The sequence below is a fragment of the Caulobacter radicis genome (assembly GCF_003094615.1).
In the GTDB taxonomy this organism is placed as follows: domain Bacteria; phylum Pseudomonadota; class Alphaproteobacteria; order Caulobacterales; family Caulobacteraceae; genus Caulobacter; species Caulobacter radicis.
This window is the reverse complement of sequence record NZ_QDKO01000042.1, coordinates 92,029-107,292: the sequence shown is the minus strand read 5'-3', so window position 1 is coordinate 107,292 and position 15,264 is coordinate 92,029. Positions and strand designations below refer to the sequence as shown.

Below are 15,264 nucleotides of genomic sequence, written 5' to 3'. Positions count from 1 at the left end.
CATGATCAACCATGGCGCAGCGGCAGGGGGGCGGGGCGCCTCGCCCCCCGCCGCGGCGGGGGGGCAGAAGAGGGGGCAGGCCGAGTATCGGGTTCATCTTCAGGCCGCCTGTCGCGTGGTGGGCAGGAGCGCGCCCACCACCAGGCGACTGAGCATTCGACCGTCCAGGGGGATGATCGCATCGACGAAAAGGTCATCCGTTCGCGCGCCCAAGGGCGGGGGAGCCTGCAACAAGCTCGCCTCGACCATGAAGGTTTCCTGGACCGCGTCGACAACAAGTCCGGCCATCCTATTGTCGTGCTGAACGACAACGATCACATGTCTGGACGCGGGATCGGTTCGACCAAGGCCAAGGCGTTCTCGCAGGTCCAGGACCGGCATCACCGCGCCGCGCAGGTTGATGACCCCGTGAACATAGCCTGGTGTCTGTGGGATGGCGGTGGCTGGCGTCCACCCACGGATCTCGCGAACCACGCGAATATCGATGCAGAACTCCTGGCCGCCGATCTCAAAGGAGATCAGCTCCAGCTGGCCTTCAGGAGCAAGCTGGGTCATCAAAAATCCTCCCATTGCGTGTCAATCGCTTGAGCCGAGGGCGAACCGGGGCGCGCCGCAAAAGCGGCCAGCCTGGTGCGGGCTTGAGCGACAGGATTATGGGCCGGCGCATGCCGCCCTGGTTGGGCCAGCTGAGGGCGAGCGACGGGGCGGACGCCGTCGCTGGTGCGGAACTGGGCCACCAACCGGGCCAGTTCTCCTGCTTCGCTCTTGAGATTGCTGGCCGCGGCGGTCGCTTGCTCGACCATGGCGGCGTTTTGCTGCGTGACCTGGTCCATCTGATTGACGGCGACATTCACCTGGTTGAGCCCGGTGGACTGTTCCTGAGACGACTGAGCAATCTCGGAAATCAGGGCGTCGATCTGGCCGACCTTGTCGACGATGCCGGTCAGGGCGCGACGTGTATCGCCCACGAGCTTGACCCCCCGCTCAACCTGGGAGGAGGAGTTGGCGATCAGGGTCTTGATCTCCTTGGCCGCCTCGGCCGAGCGCTGAGCCAGGGCCCGCACCTCCTGGGCGACGACCGCAAAGCCCTTGCCGGCGTCACCGGCTCTCGCCGCCTCCACGCCCGCGTTCAGCGCCAGCAGGTTGGTTTGGAAGGCGATTTCATCAATCACCCCGATGATATTGGTGATCTGGCCCGAGCTCTGTTCGATCTCGGTCATGGCCGAGACCGCCTCCTGCATGACCGCCCCGGAGTTCTGCGCATCGATCTTGGCGCCGGCTGCAGAGTTTGAGGCTTGTCTGGCGCCCTCGGCGCTGCGCTTGACCGTCGCGGTGATCTGGTCGAGCGCGGCGGCGGTCTCCTCAAGGCTGGCGGCCTGCTGCTCTGTGCGGCGCGACAAGTCGTCGGAAGCGGCGGCGATTTCGTCCGATCCGCCGCTGATGCTGGTTGTGGCGTTGGTGATCGCGCTCATCGCCTCGCGCAGGCTGTCGATCGCCGAATTGAAATCAGCCTTGATCTGGGCATATTGGCCGTCGAACTGAGCGTCGATCCTCGCCGTCAGATCGCCCTTGGCCAATCGGCCTAGGCTTGCGGCCAAGGTGGTGACCACCATGGCCTGCTCGGCTTCGGCTCGGCGGCGCTCGGCCTCGCCCCGCCCGCGTTCGCTCTCAGCTTCGGCGCGCAAGCCGTCGGCCTGTTTCGCCATTTCCCGCGCCTCAAGGCCATTGTCCTTGAACACCTGCACGGCTTTGGCCATCCGGCCGACCTCATCACCGCGCGCTTGGCCATCGACGGCGACGTCCAGATCGCCGGAGGCCAGCTGCTTCATGCGTTCAGCCAGAGCGTTGAGTGGCTTGGTAATGCCCTGGCTCGAAATCAAGAGCCCGACTGCGAGCATCAGACCGGTCGCCGCCAAAGCTCCGCCCATCATTATCAAGGTGTCGTGATCGTTCATTTTCGACAGTTGCTTCGTCCGAACCTGGACATCGCGCATCAGCTCGGTGCGCAGGGCCAGTCCATCGGCGATGAAGTCGCCGATGGACTGATCGGCGACGATGGCTCCATTCCTGGCCTCATCGGTTTCGTCCTTACGGGCGTGGTCCATCGCGGCGTTGCTAAGGCCTCTCAGCCGCTCAAACTTGGCTTGAAGGGCGCGGATTTTTTCCGCCTTTTCGGGCACGAGCCTTAAGGCGCTGGCCAGGAGCCTCTCCGCATCGGCCTCGGCCTTGCGCTGCATGACGACGCCGGTCTGGGCCGCAGGGCTGCCGGTCGGCTGGGCGACGGCGATATAAGTTCCGTATCCCATGCTAACGACAGCGCGGTTGGCCATCGCCATGTCGAACGCGGCGCCATTCTGCCGCTCGATCATTTGGGTGTATTCTCTGTCGAGATTTTTCAGCCGTGTCGATGCATAGATCGCGATTCCGCCCGCAACGAGCGCCATGGCGACGATCATGCAAATGATCTTCGTTCCGATCTTGGTGTTTTCCAGAATTCTCATAGCGACACCTAGTGGTAGGGCGAAGTACTTGCTGGCGGGAGATTTTAGATCCCGTTGCAAATCGCCATGTTGAGCAGAAATGCGAAATTGTTGTCTGGAGGCGTTGGTGAAAGTCTCGTCGGTGTATTTCTGGCGAAAGGTCACGCGTCGTGGGGCAAAGGGCGCTGACACGCCCCGTTTTCTTTCAACGAGATCGAAGAAGCCTGATCTTCGAAGGCGGGATTTGGTTGAGGCGCCGAGGCGGGCCGCCATTGCCGGCTGCTAGGGGGCATGGCTGGCCTCCGCCTGGTCCAGCCCGCCGATGATGAGGGCAAGGCCGGCGGTCCGAGATTGGGTCGGGGGCGCGGCGGGGGGCGCCTCCGAACACCGGCTCAGCGCCGCGGCTATGGCGCGAACCACATTCGCCCAAGGATCAACGTCTTCATCGCGGATCTGGCCAGAAAGGATGGCGCCCATGTCTGCGTGACTGACGAGGCCCTTTTCATGCAGCGCGCCACAGATCGACATTGTCACGGCGGCATGAAGCTTGATGATGTCGACATTCGAAAGAGCGATGCCCGCCAGGTCGGGCTCGGAGTGCGGCGGGTCGAACATCAGGCCAGCCTCCCACGATCCTGGCCGCCGACGGGCGTATCGGCGTGCGTTGTGGACCGTGGCCGTACGACGGGTGGTTGCGGGGGGCAGCCGATCTCAATGTGGCCAAGCCCATGACCCGTTCGGACCATTCCAGCTGTCATTGAGCGTGCAGGTATCATTGCCCTATCTCGACCCAGATCGTAGGCCCTAGGGTCGCGCCACGCCCTGGTTAATAACGGTTAAGGCGCGTGTAAAATTTCGCGTGCGGCAATTAATCTTCGCAATTTGTCACTCTGATAAATCTATAGTGGTGCTTGATATTTCAATTTAGGGTGTTTTTTTGTAGAAATAGAACTATGAGTAGAGCCGGCCGGGCTGGGCCGGGCGCGAGGCTATTGTAAGGGGAGGCTTAGCTGGATCGGCTCAAGATTGCAGGCCGCTTCCGCTGCGGGTTTGGCTCGGCGTTTCGCCAAACGCCTTGCGATATTGCTTGCTGAAGCGTGCGTAGTTGCTGAAGCCCGTAGATTGAGCGATCTGCAAAAGCGAAAGTGGGCTGCCGCCGGAGATCATCTTTCGAGCTTGCTGCAGCCGTAGGCCCCGCAGATGCGCGATCGGACTTTCTCCTCGATGTTCTGAGAAGCCGTACTGTAGCTTTCTGACGCTAACACCGCAGGCGTTGGCGACATCCTCAACCGTCAGAGCGGATGCGTCGGGCGCTTGGTTCATGAGCAGCACCGCCCGCGCCACATAGGCGGGAGGCGCAGCGTTGCGATGACGCTCCAGGGCGAGCTTATAGTTGTTGGGAACATGGTCGAGCAGCAGGCTGATGACACCGGTAGAGATCGCTTCGGCCGTGTCGTTGGCATGAAACAAGGTCGCGGCGCCCGAGGCGTCCAAGATCGCATCGAGCATTTGCGCCATGCCCATGATCTCGGGCGTGTCCGCCCGGAACCGGGCTTCGAAGGTGATGGGGCTATGCAGCGCGCCATCCAAGCGTTTGGATAGGTATTTAGCCATGGCGCTACGGCTTACCGTAAGGCCTATGCCCAATCGCTCCTTGTCGATTCGGATCCCTTTGACAGACGGAATCTCGGCTGTCACGCCGAATGTTTCGTCACACGTCAGAGTTACATTGCAATCATAGATATCGACTTCGCCCTGTCCTGGAAAGTAGAAAATCTGGCTGTCAGCCTTTGATGGCAGCTCTATATTTATAGGGCCGAGCGTATGGCTTCTCCAGAGGTGAATATGAGGGAGGTAAATGTGCGTGATGGTCAGATCGATAATGCCATCAGCTTGGTGAGACGTGATCTTCGCGGCCGTGTGCCGCCCCCCCATCAACGCTTCGGCGCTCGCAGAATCGCAGATGTGTTGACCGATCGCGTAGATCTTGAACTGTGTTGGCGGCTTTGGTTTGCCCGGCATGGCTTGGCCTCGTGTGCGTATGGACTTTATCGATCCTTGGGCGAGAGCAGCGCGTGCCGAGGCGCGCGACGACCCATGACAATCATCCGCGCCGCCCCGACCTGGTCTGGAGCCAAGCTGGGAGTTCGTCCTTGGTCACATAGCGATCCGACGCGAAGTAGCGCCTTAGAAGATCTGGCGGGTTCTGCGCGGGATCGGTCAGCCAACCGGTGTGCCAGGTCATGAACCACACCCAGTCCGCGGCGGGACCCAGCAAATCGGGATCCGGGACTGGGCCGTTCTCATGCAGACAGATGGGCACGCTATCGCCGACGATCGCCTTCACCGCCGCGAAGATGGAGCTCAAGGGGCCATGGTCGCTGGCGTAAAGGTCGGCGCCCGCGATGTCGACCAGGGCCCGCCCGGGATACCAGGCGGCATCGACATTCTGCCCGGCCCAACCAAGCACCCAAATGAGGTTGTCCAGATGGTGAGTCTCGCAGAAGCGTTGGTGCATCAACGCCCACAGCGCCTTGAACCGCTCGGCGCCATGCTTGCCCCACCAAAACCAATCGCCGCTAAATTCGTGCAGCGGCCGCCAGAGCACAGGCACGTTGGCGTCTCGCAGTTGTACGAGCAGCCTTGCGACTTCATCGATGTCGCGCATCATCACCCCGTGCTGCGGCGTGCCCGGCCTCAATGCCGCCTCGAGATCAAAGTCCTTCTTGGCGTTATCGTATCCAGGGCCGAGATCGGGCGCGCCCCAGTGCCAGCAGACCGAGACCACTCCGCCGGCCCGCGACCAAGCGATAGCGCGTGCATTGACCGCGCTGTTGTCCCGTGGGTCTAGGTAGTCAAAACCCAGGAGCGCCGGCTGGCGGCCCGTCGTGCGCTCGAGATAGGCCAGCTCGTGACCGCCGCCGTCATGGCGAAAATTCTGTTCTTGTTGGCCGGTGAGCGTCTGGCGCCCGTAAAGGCTCCAAAGATATCTGTAGAGTCGTTGAGCAGCTTGGCTGGCTTTGGGGTGGGAAAGCATTGGCAGGCCTGCGGCCAATGCCGGTCGGCTCGTCAATGCCAAGCCTGTCCCGCCAAGAAGATCGCGCCGGGTCAGCATGGGTTCACCTCAGTATCAATCCTTGTCTACAGCGCCCCGGCACCGGCGCTTGCGCACCTAATCTGCGGTGAGCTGAGATCATCGACGCGTATCCAGCGCCGACCCGAGCGGCTGTGAAGGCTGGGAGTGTGGCCAACAACACGACCTTGGCGCAGTCCTCGCGGTCTTGGACAAGGAGGCCTTTGAAAGGGCGTCGCGCCCGGAGGGCTGGCCAGGCTCTCGCCTTGTTCTCCAGCTTCGTCCGCAATCACAGCGACGCTGCGGCGGTGACATGGCCCATATGCGAAACAGGTGCTGTTGTTTTCCTCTAACTTCAGTCGTGGTCGCTCCTTTGCCAATCTATTGGATGGTCAGCCGGCTCAACCCGACGCCGGAGCGGATTGGGCTCTGGATGTCCGATCAGCAGGCCGTAGAGATATTTCACCGCGCATCCGCCGCGCCTGTGCAAGGCGTACGCGGCGGGAACGGCTCACTCTGCAGTCTGGGGCAAAAAATTAAGCGGTCCGGAGCAAGCGGCCTCGCTTGCGCACGTCGCGGACGTCAGGTTTTACGGGCCAGCGGATTTAGCGCACTGTCTTGAGGTATGACGCTGCCGATCCCACAGGTCGCAGGCCCGTGTTTGAATCATGTGCTGCCGCCTGAAAGGCTGGCGCCGTATCGCCTCCCCTTGTGATCGCTCGGCGCAGCCCATGACGCTGGCGCCTCCCCTGCCATCGGCAGCCTCATTGCGCGTTTCCTCCACCTATGGCGGCAATAAGATATTAAGTGCTGCTTAAAAGTGGAAAATTGTTTTATCTGAAATATCTGATGATGATTTTGATTGATCTTAAGTCGCGGGGTTGGCTAGCCTGCGCTTAGCCGAACTCGACTTCGGTGCGAATTGGGAGGGGAACATGGCGAAGCGACATTGGCTGTGCGCTGTGGCGGCGAGCGCGATCGCTACTCAAGCTGGCGCGCAAGCGACACAAGCTGACGCGTCCACGGCGTCTACGATTGGGGGGCAACAGAACAGCGCAGTTCCTGCCCCGCTATCTCCGGTCGGGGCCGCTGTTTCAGCGGCGGATGAGGCGACGAATGACTCCACCGTCCAAGCCATCATAGTCACGGGCTATCGCAGGAGCCTCACCAGCGCTGCAAACCTGAAGCGGAACTCCAACCAGATCCAAGATTCGATTGTCGCGGAGGATGTGGGCAAGCTTCCCGACACCAACATCGCCGAAACGCTCCAACGTGTCCCAGGCGTGCAACTAACCCGCAACGCGCGGGGGGAGGGCAATGCCTTTTCCATCCACGGGCTATCGCAGAACCAGACCTTGCTAAACGGCCGAGGCATTTTCCAAACCGGGAACCGCAATGCCGCGTTGCTCGATATCTCGGCCGATATTCTGTCGGGCATCGACATCTACAAGACCGGGATCTCAAGCCAGATTGAGGGCGGCCTAGGCGGCTTGGTCAACATCAAGACGGCGCATCCTTTCGACCACAAGGTTGGCAGTACGCTTCTCAGTGCGTCAGGCAACTATAGCGTGATCCGCAATCGCGTCTTGCCGCGCTTGGTCGCTTCTACCAGCGGTCGCTGGGACACGTCGATCGGTGAGGTCGGCGTCCTTCTATCGTCGACCTACGAGCAAATCTACAGTGGGGCGTTTGACGTCAATACCAACACATATTCAAGCCGCACCAACATTTACGACCGCGATGGCGATGGAGTGTTCTCGACAACCGCCGCAGGCGGTGATCCAGGCGACGCCATCATGACGCCCGGCCAGGTGCAGGCTCGTTACGTGTGGGGAGAGCGCACTCGCTTTAGTACGAACTTCGCAGCGCAATGGCAGCCGTCGAACGATCTGCTCGTGACGTTTGATACGTTGTATTTCTATTCGAACGGCCGTGGCCTGACGCGTGGGCTGGCGGCGCAAATCGGGTCGGCGAGCGGTGCAACGCCGCCGTTCACCTTTGCAAATAGCGGCAAAGTTGCGTCGGGGGCGACATATACAGGCGTGCCGATTGTTTCAACGAGCACCGCCACCACCAATCCCTACCGCACGCTTCAGACAGGCCTGAACGCTGTATGGACCAGCGGCAACTGGACGGTGACGCCGGACATATCATACACTAGCAGCGTTGGGCCGTTCTACTCGCACACCTCTACATTTTCGACATCCGCGCCCAGTGTGACGGTCGATCTGGGCACCTCAACCCCCAATCTGACGGTCGCCGGCGTCAACCTGCTCGACCCAGGCAAATACAACTACGTCAGTTTCCTCGATTCCAAATCGATCGCCCGTGGGTGGGAGAAAGCGGCCAAGATTGACGTTCGGTATGACATGCCGGGCGGTCCGGTCACCGCGTTGCTTGCCGGCGTCCGGTACACCAATCACCGAATGTCAGCTGACAGTTTCGGGATCACCTATAGCGCGGCTGCCGCCCCCATCGGGCAGTCCAACGCCACTGTGCTTTCGCCGACGCCGGAATCGTTGTTTGGATCCGTTAGCTCCTGGCTCGCTACAGGGGCCGGCTATGTCACTGATCTTGGTGCTGCGCGCCGGCTCATTGGTCGCCCAACCGCTGATCCGGCCTATGACCCTCTCAGGCGCTTCGAGGTCACGGAAGATGTCGTGGCGGGCTATGGCGAGGCCCAGTTCCAGTTCGATCTCGGGCCTGTGCCGATCGATGGCAATCTGGGGCTGCGCGCGCTGCATACGATCTCCAGGCCGACAAGCTTCCAACGGGTGTCGGGCGCGCTGACGCCAGTGAGCGCGCGGACGGAGTACACCAATCTGTTGCCTAGCATTAACGTGCGCGCCAAGTTCACCCCCGACCTGTTCCTTAGACTGGCTGCGTCCAAGGCTCTGTATCGGCCCGATTACAGTTCGCTCAACCCGGTCGTTGGCATAACCCCCAATCTCCAGACAGGGTCGGCCGGCAACCCGGAACTGCGACCGATCACAGCAAACCAGTATGATCTGTCGCTGGAATACTATTTTGGCAAATCGAACCTGCTGGCCGCCAGTCTGTATCGCAAGGATGTCGACGGCTTCATCCAGACGTTCTCACTACCCGAAACTATCCAAGGCGTCGTCTATCAGATCAGTAGACCGCGTAACGGTGGAAGTGGACGCATTCAGGGCTTCGAGCTCAATTACCAGCAATTTTTCGACTTTTTGCCAGGGTTGTTGGACGGCCTCGGTGTCCAGGCGAACTTCACCTATGTCGACAGCGCCATCAACGTCGCCGGCCTGACTGGCACGCGCCCGGCGCAGGCAATCTCGAAAGCGTCGTACAATCTAGCTGCGATCTATGAGCGAGATCCGGTGTCGATCCGCCTGTCCTACAATCGCCGGTCCCGTTACGTCGACATCACATCGGCGGACGCCGCAGGCAACATTCTCTGGGTGGCGCCGCTCAACTCGCTCGACCTGTCCTCGACGTTCGCGTTGACTGATCGGATCGGGTTGAAGTTCGACGCGGTCAACCTGACCGGTGCGGTCCGGCGCGAATACTATGCAACGAGAGCGATGCCGCAGATCGCGAACCGGTTCGATCGCAGTTTCGAGGCGGGCATCCGGGTGAAGTTTTGACCGGCTCACATAACGGTACAACTTTGGGGGAGCAGGCGCGGCCATGAAGGTTCTAAAGGGCCTGTTCCTGATCGCCACCCTAGCCATCGCCGTTCCAGCAAAAGCTGAGCCGCGGCTGGATGCACCGGTCACGGGATGGCATTCGCTGCTGGAGGAGACAGAAGGGCCGGCGGCCTCGACCAGCGAGGCTCCAGTCGATACCGACCCGCGTTGGGCTTCGATCGACATTCCACACAACTGGCAAGGCTATGCCTTCGATCGTCAGGTGGTGAAGGGCAGCCGTCACGGCACCGCCTGGTATCGGACCACGCTGTCGCTGCCCGACCGGCCGCGAAGCGACGAACGGCTGTTCCTGAGGTTCGAGGGCGCTAACGCTTACGCCACGGTTTGGATGAACGGCGTGCCCGTCGGTCGCCACGCAGGCGGTCTGACGAGCTTCCAGGTCGATGTCACCGGCGCCGTGCGCCAGGGCAGCAATCGGGTGGTGGTTCGCATCGACTTGCCGGCGGGCATCACCGACCTTCCTTGGGTGAACGGCGGCGATCAGCCAGTCAATGGCTTCTCAGAGGGATCGCAGCCGTTTGGCATCTTCCGGCCGGTTCATCTGGTCCGGACCGCCGCGTTGCGCATTCGGCCGTTCGGGATCTATGCCTGGGCGAACCCTGGACAGGTAGACGCGGCGCACGCCGATCTGACCGCTCGCACCGAGATCGACAATCTGTCCCGTCAACCGCGCTCGTTCGTAGTTCTAACCCAGATGATTGACGGCGCCGGCGAAGTCGTTGGCGAAAGCCGCACTACACATCGCCTAGCGCCGGGCGCAACGGTGACGGTCGATCGCGCGCTGTCGCGGATCATCAAGCCTCGACTATGGCATCCCGATCAGCCGCATCTCTACACGCTGCGGACCCGGCTCATGGAGGGGGGGGCGATCGTCGATGAGGCGTCGACGCCCTACGGCATTCGCACCGTCGCGATCCAGGCGTCCTCTGACGGTAGTCGGCGGCTGTTGATCAACGGCGCTCCATACTTCCTTCGGGGTACGTCGGAATACGAGCATTTGCTTGGCGCTTCGCATGCGTTCTTGCCGCAGCAGGTGGACGCGAGGGTTGCTCAGGTCAAGCAGGCGGGCTTTAACGCGTTCCGCGACGCGCACTATCCGCACAACCTGCGCTATCAGGAGAGGATCGCGCGCGATGGGCTGATGTGGTGGCCACAGTTCAGTTCGCACATCTGGTTCGACAATTCGGCCTTCCGCTCCAATTTCAAGACGCTGGTGGCGGACTGGGTGCGCGAGAGGCGCAACAATCCGGCCCTGTTCCTGTGGGGGGTGCAGAACGAAAGCGTTCTGCCCGCCGATTTCGCCCGCGAGGTGTCGGATGTCATTCGCGCGATCGATCCCACTGCATCGGTGCAGCGGTTGATCGTCACGTGCAACGGCGGTGAGGGGACGGACTGGAATGTGCCGCAGAATTGGTCGGGCACCTATGGCGGTGATCCGGAACGCTTTGCTGCGGAGTTGGAAAGCCAGGGACTTGTGGGCGAGTACGGAGCATGGCGGGTGAAGGGCTATCATGCCGACACGCCATTCAATCCTGCCACCTATACCGAGAGCCGGTCCGATGCTCTGCTCGGATTGAAGGCGCGACTGGCTGACACGGTGGCTGACCGGGCAGTGGGCAGCTTTCATTGGCTGCTGGGGACGCATGAAAACCCCGGCCGCGCGATGCGCGCAGACGGCACACAGATTTGGGAGGGCTTGTCTCGGCTCGACCATATCGGTCCGCTCAACAACAAGGGCCTCTTTACCCTGTGGGGCGAGCCGCTCGATGGCTACTACCTGTACCGGGCGTTGCAAGTTCCGGCGAAGAAGGCGCCGATGGTCTATCTGGTGTCGCATAGCTGGCCGGATCGCTGGGACGGGCCGGGTATCCGGTCGGGTATTGAGGCCTATTCCAACTGCGATGCGGTGCAGCTCTTCAACGACGTTGGCGGGCAGGCGCCTCTGGGAGCTGGCACCCGCGTCGGCGCGGGGCTTTTTCGCTGGAACGAGGTTCTTGTCCGCTACGATACGCTGACGGCGCGGTGTCTCGTGGGCGGTGTGATACGGGCCACCGATCGAATCGCGCTCAACAACCTCCCGCCCGCGCCCGATGCTGCCCAATTGGTGCGCGATCAAGCACCGATCACCCGAGGCGATTTGGGCCGGGTATATCTGTATCGCGTGGCCGCGGGCGGCGCAGGGCACGTCGATGCGCGTGGGCTGCGCTGGGAGGGCGACCGGCTGTGGCGCGACGGCGGGCGTTGGGGCTATCGTAGCTGGGCGCAAGACTTTGCGGGGCTTGACCCCCGACTCGCCAGTCGGGGGAGCACGACAGACCCCATCGAGGGAACTGACGACCAAACCCTGTTTCGCGGCTTTCGCTACGGTCGTGAACGGCTGCGTTATATCTTCGCTGCACCGCCAGGCCGCTATCGTGTCGATCTCTTCTTCGTCGAGCCATGGTACGGTCGGGCTGGAGTCGACGCCACCGGCTGGCGTGTGTTCGACGTGGCGGTGAACGATCGCACCGTAATCCGCGACCTCGACATTTTCCGCGAGGCTGGCTTCAACCGTGCATTGCGCCGCACCATCGACGTTGACAGCGTCAATGGCCGGATCGAGATCGGCTTCCCGCGCACCGCTGCGGGCCAGGCCATCATTGCGGGTATTGCGATCTCGAGCGACCGCCCGGTCCCGATCCTGGCCGATGCCTCGGAAACCGGTGCAGGCAGCGATCTCATCATGCCGGCTGGCGGCGGCGTACGCGCCTATCTCGCGCCGGGTGATCCTGTCTACGGCGAGGCGCCAGGACGGTGGACGGGACTGCCTCAGCCGCTGCTGGATAGCGATGCGCTTCAGCCCGCGCGCCCGGTCGGCGCCGGTACGACACAAGTCCGATTGCGCGAAGCGGTCAACCTATGGTTGGCTCTGCGTCAGGACGAAGTCGTTCCAGACGGGTGGAGCGATGCGGCGTTGTCCGCGGGGATTGCTACTGTGGAAGGCGACCACACCCGCATCCAACCCGTCCGCTTCGTCCGGCGTACCGTATCTGCTGGCGCGGCGGTGGAGATTCCTGCCGGCGCCCCGTTGCTGGCGCATCGCGATCTGCCAAGCAATGTCCTGTCAGGACAGTTCCGCTTGGGACAGGGCACGGTCGCAGTAGAAGCCGAAACCGCCACCTTCGAAGGGGGGCGGATTGATCGCCGATCGGCCGGATATGAGGGCGCCGGCTACGTCGCCCTCGATCCACGCGGATCTTTGATTTGGCCACTGTCTACGGGCATCCAAGGCCCTTTGGCGGTCGAACTTCGTTACGCCCTGCCGGGGACGGATGTAGGCTCTGCACAATTTGTCGTACGCGACGGGAGCGGCATCGTCGTCGCGAGCCACACGGTGGTCCTGAAACCAAGCGCTGGATGGTCCACCGTATCGATCCAGACTGCAACGGCGATCAACGCTGGCCGCTACATCGTCACCCTTACATGGCAGGGAAAAGGGACGCTGGGTATCGACCGCATGTCTCAGCCTTGATCCATGGTTGGCCGACAGTCGACGGGAAGTGGCGTTCTGCGGCCGGCGCTTTGCGCTAGGGATGGTGGGTGACGTTCGCGACCTTGGCGTCGTCAGCGCGCCTTGGCGACGTGATCATCTTCACGTGCGACGAGCTCCTAGCCGGCCCCAGACTTTGCTGGAGTTTTCCCCCTCGGAGGGGGCCGGCTATTCACGGCGCCGAACGTCAGGGGCGGTTGCCGAACTCGCCAATCTGCTTGGTCAAAGTCGTTTGAAGGGGCTTTGAACGTCTCGCCCGGCTGGAGCGTCAAGGACGGGCGGACGGGCGGACGGGCGGACGGGGGGCGTTCAAGCGAAGCTTACTGTCGGCGCTGGTGGGGCCGAAAGGCGCTGGATCGACGGCCTCAAGCGCGATCCGGTGTCCTTTGCACGCACAGGCAAACGATGCTGCGCAGGCCGTCAGGTCACCGTTCGTCGCTTGCGCTAGATCGCGGTGGCCGACTGATCGCTGGAAGGCGATGGCCGGCCAAAGCGGCGCGCGGCCGAGCACCTCGCGAGGGGCTGCTACACCGCTCGCGCCCGTGACCGACGACCCGCCGCCTTGCATTCGGGGAAGGACCGCCGATGGCTCGCGCCATTTCAGACGATGATCTGCGAACGATCGCGAGGATCGAAGGCCGCCCAAAGATGATGACGCGGACCATCGCGGCGGCCTTGGGCGTGAGCGTCACCACCGCCTGGCGCCTCATCGCCCGCTTCAGGGCGGAGGGTATGATCCGTAACGTGGCCGCCATCCGGCGCGACGAGAGGGGCGGGTCGGTGGAATGCGTGGCCTATCTCGACGTGATCACGACCCGCCGCGCCGAGATCGATGCGTTCGAGGCAGCACTGGCCGTCGATCCTTTGGTTTGGTCGGCCGTTCGGATCACGGGCCCTCGTGACTATCGCATCCAGGCCTTCGTGCCGGACTTGGTGAGCGCGCGCGTCTGGTATCACGCGCTGCTAAGCCGTCCCGGCGTGGTCAATGGCGAGCTCGTCATCGCACGCACCATCCTGGAGCGCCATTGTTTCGCGGCCGCGATCCTTGGCCAAGAGGATCGCCATCCCCGACGCGACGGAGAAGGTGAGGGCGGGCGGCAGGCGCGGACCTGCGCCGATCACCCCCGCGAACGCGAGCAGGTTTGATCATAGCCTGCCTGGGATCGAAGAGGCGGGTTTTGACGAGGTCATCCTGGGCGCCAGCGCACCGGTGATGATGATCTCGCCAGGCGATTGATAGCTGCGGCTTTTGTCGACTGCTCGCGCCGGCTCATCGTCGATGTCACGCCTGACGGCGAGGAGAAGGTGCCGGTAAGGTCGTCAATCTCGATCGCGCCACCGGCGTCGGCGCGGCCTACGTCATCCAGGCCGCGTCTCAGCTGTTCCTCTTTCAGAATGGCGCGGCGCGGGGATGGTTGATCGGCCGTCAAACGTCCTGATCGGGAGCGCCGTAGGCGCTCTCGCCCCAAGCCTGGCTCGGCTGATTCTGGGCGTCGCGTTCGGCGCGGTGCTGACCGCATCGCTCGCTCTTTTCGTCCTGGGCTGGCTGGTCAGGCCGTTGATCCCGCGGCGGAGGGCTCCGCCCGGCGATGCGGAGGTGGCCGACGCCTAGCGCCAGACCCGTCAGCCCGACTGGCGACGGGCCTGGCGATAGGCGCTGGCGGTGACGCCAAAACGTTCTTTGAACTGACGCGAGAAGTGCGACAGGCTGACGAACCCGACGGCGTAGGCGACCTGTGAAATCGGGTCCGAGCCGCGCAACAGCTGATGCTGCGCGGTCAGCAGCCTGACGTCCATCAGCATGGCGTTGAAGGTCGTGCCGCCGTCCGAGCAGGTCTTGTAGATCGTCCGTGGCGAGCACTTCAGCTCGGCCGCCGCATCGTGCGCCGACAGCCCGGGCTGGTCTATTTTTGCGATCATGAATTGGAGGATCCGCCCCATGCGGCCCACGACGCGCGGCATTGGCCTGCTAAGGTCGACATGAGCCGCCAGGCCCGATCTTAGAAGGCCAGCCAGCATCTCAAGGCCTGGTGTGGCCTCTTGCGTCGAGGCCAGGTCGAAGACGGCGCGCGCCATGGTCTGGATCACTGGCGCGGCGAAGAAGTCATGATCCACGAAGAGGTCAGGGCTGACCAGGGTGGCGTCGAGGAAGCGACGGATCGCCCACCAGGCGGGCAGTTCGCAGATCAATGCTTCGAGGTGTTCGTCCACCTTCAGGGCCAGGGGCAGCCATCCGCAGGAGACATAGACGTCCCCCGCCGAGAGGCTGCGCGCGCGTCCCCATTGCAGGACGTCGATGCCGCCACGGACGACGAAGATCACATGGACGCTCAGGCTGCCGCCATCTCCCATGCCGCCGCCGCGCAGGGCGACCTCGAATGGGCCGCAGGCGACCTCGTGCCAGAAGGACAGGCCTCGCTCGGCGTGGGCGATGCGCCAGCCATCGCCAACCACCTCTCCAACCGCGCGATGGCGGTTGGAGAACACGGCTGCAAT

9 protein-coding genes are annotated in these 15,264 nt (G+C 62.7%); 3 read left to right on the top strand and 6 right to left on the bottom strand.

The window, feature by feature from the left end; all coding sequences use genetic code 11:
* Positions 1-99: 99 nt before the first annotated feature.
* From DDF62_RS22450 to DDF62_RS22430, 5 genes are all read right to left on the bottom strand, one after another.
* Positions 100-555: a chemotaxis protein CheW gene (locus DDF62_RS22450; RefSeq protein WP_116491171.1), complete on the bottom strand. Its 456-nt coding sequence runs from the start codon at positions 553-555 to the stop codon at positions 100-102.
* A complete protein-coding gene (locus DDF62_RS22445) occupies positions 555-2,753 on the bottom strand; it encodes a methyl-accepting chemotaxis protein (RefSeq protein ID WP_244286918.1) in 2,199 nt (732 codons plus the stop codon). The genes DDF62_RS22450 and DDF62_RS22445 overlap by 1 nt, the downstream gene beginning before the upstream one ends.
* Before the next feature lie 9 nt (positions 2,754-2,762).
* A complete protein-coding gene (locus DDF62_RS22440) occupies positions 2,763-3,095 on the bottom strand; it encodes a hypothetical protein (RefSeq protein ID WP_116491170.1) in 333 nt (110 codons plus the stop codon).
* Positions 3,096-3,500: 405 nt separating this feature from the next.
* Complete coding sequence (locus tag DDF62_RS22435; protein ID WP_116491169.1) at positions 3,501-4,502, bottom strand: AraC family transcriptional regulator; 1,002 nt, start codon at positions 4,500-4,502, stop codon at positions 3,501-3,503.
* An 82-nt stretch (positions 4,503-4,584) separates the two neighbouring features.
* Positions 4,585-5,595: a glycosyl hydrolase gene (locus DDF62_RS22430; protein WP_165832340.1), complete on the bottom strand. Its 1,011-nt coding sequence runs from the start codon at positions 5,593-5,595 to the stop codon at positions 4,585-4,587.
* An 893-nt stretch (positions 5,596-6,488) separates the two neighbouring features.
* On the opposite strand from DDF62_RS22430, the gene DDF62_RS22425 reads away from it, so the two are divergent.
* The 3 genes from DDF62_RS22425 (at position 6,489) to DDF62_RS22415 (ending at position 13,914) form a co-directional block, all read left to right on the top strand.
* Positions 6,489-9,176 (top strand): TonB-dependent receptor, encoded by a 2,688-nt coding sequence (locus tag DDF62_RS22425; RefSeq protein ID WP_116491167.1) that lies wholly within the window; start codon positions 6,489-6,491, stop codon positions 9,174-9,176.
* Between the two features lie 43 nt (positions 9,177-9,219).
* The gene (locus DDF62_RS22420; protein WP_116491166.1) at positions 9,220-12,750 is read left to right on the top strand and encodes a malectin domain-containing carbohydrate-binding protein; all 3,531 of its coding nucleotides are present in this window, start codon (positions 9,220-9,222) and stop codon (positions 12,748-12,750) included.
* Between the two features lie 603 nt (positions 12,751-13,353).
* A complete protein-coding gene (locus DDF62_RS22415) occupies positions 13,354-13,914 on the top strand; it encodes an Lrp/AsnC family transcriptional regulator (RefSeq protein WP_116491165.1) in 561 nt (186 codons plus the stop codon).
* Positions 13,915-14,391: 477 nt separating this feature from the next.
* Here the strand turns inward: DDF62_RS22415 and DDF62_RS22405 are convergent, their stop codons facing one another.
* Positions 14,392-15,222, bottom strand: coding sequence for a helix-turn-helix transcriptional regulator (locus DDF62_RS22405; protein ID WP_116491163.1), 831 nt, complete (start codon positions 15,220-15,222; stop codon positions 14,392-14,394).
* Positions 15,223-15,264: the final 42 nt, after the last annotated feature.

What these genes read in the sequence shown, in the direction of transcription:
- DDF62_RS22415 (WP_116491165.1), top strand. Translation starts at nt 13,354, where the DNA reads ATGGCTCGCGCCATTTCAGACGATGATCTGCGAACGATCGCGAGGATC.
- DDF62_RS22420 (WP_116491166.1), top strand. Translation starts at nt 9,220, where the DNA reads ATGAAGGTTCTAAAGGGCCTGTTCCTGATCGCCACCCTAGCCATCGCC.
- DDF62_RS22425 (WP_116491167.1), top strand. Translation starts at nt 6,489, where the DNA reads ATGGCGAAGCGACATTGGCTGTGCGCTGTGGCGGCGAGCGCGATCGCT.
- DDF62_RS22435 (WP_116491169.1), bottom strand. Translation starts at nt 4,502, where the DNA reads ATGCCGGGCAAACCAAAGCCGCCAACACAGTTCAAGATCTACGCGATC.
- DDF62_RS22445 (WP_244286918.1), bottom strand. Translation starts at nt 2,753, where the DNA reads ATGGCGGCCCGCCTCGGCGCCTCAACCAAATCCCGCCTTCGAAGATCA.
- DDF62_RS22430 (WP_165832340.1), bottom strand. Translation starts at nt 5,595, where the DNA reads ATGCTGACCCGGCGCGATCTTCTTGGCGGGACAGGCTTGGCATTGACG.
- DDF62_RS22450 (WP_116491171.1), bottom strand. Translation starts at nt 555, where the DNA reads ATGACCCAGCTTGCTCCTGAAGGCCAGCTGGAGCTGATCTCCTTTGAG.
- DDF62_RS22440 (WP_116491170.1), bottom strand. Translation starts at nt 3,095, where the DNA reads ATGTTCGACCCGCCGCACTCCGAGCCCGACCTGGCGGGCATCGCTCTT.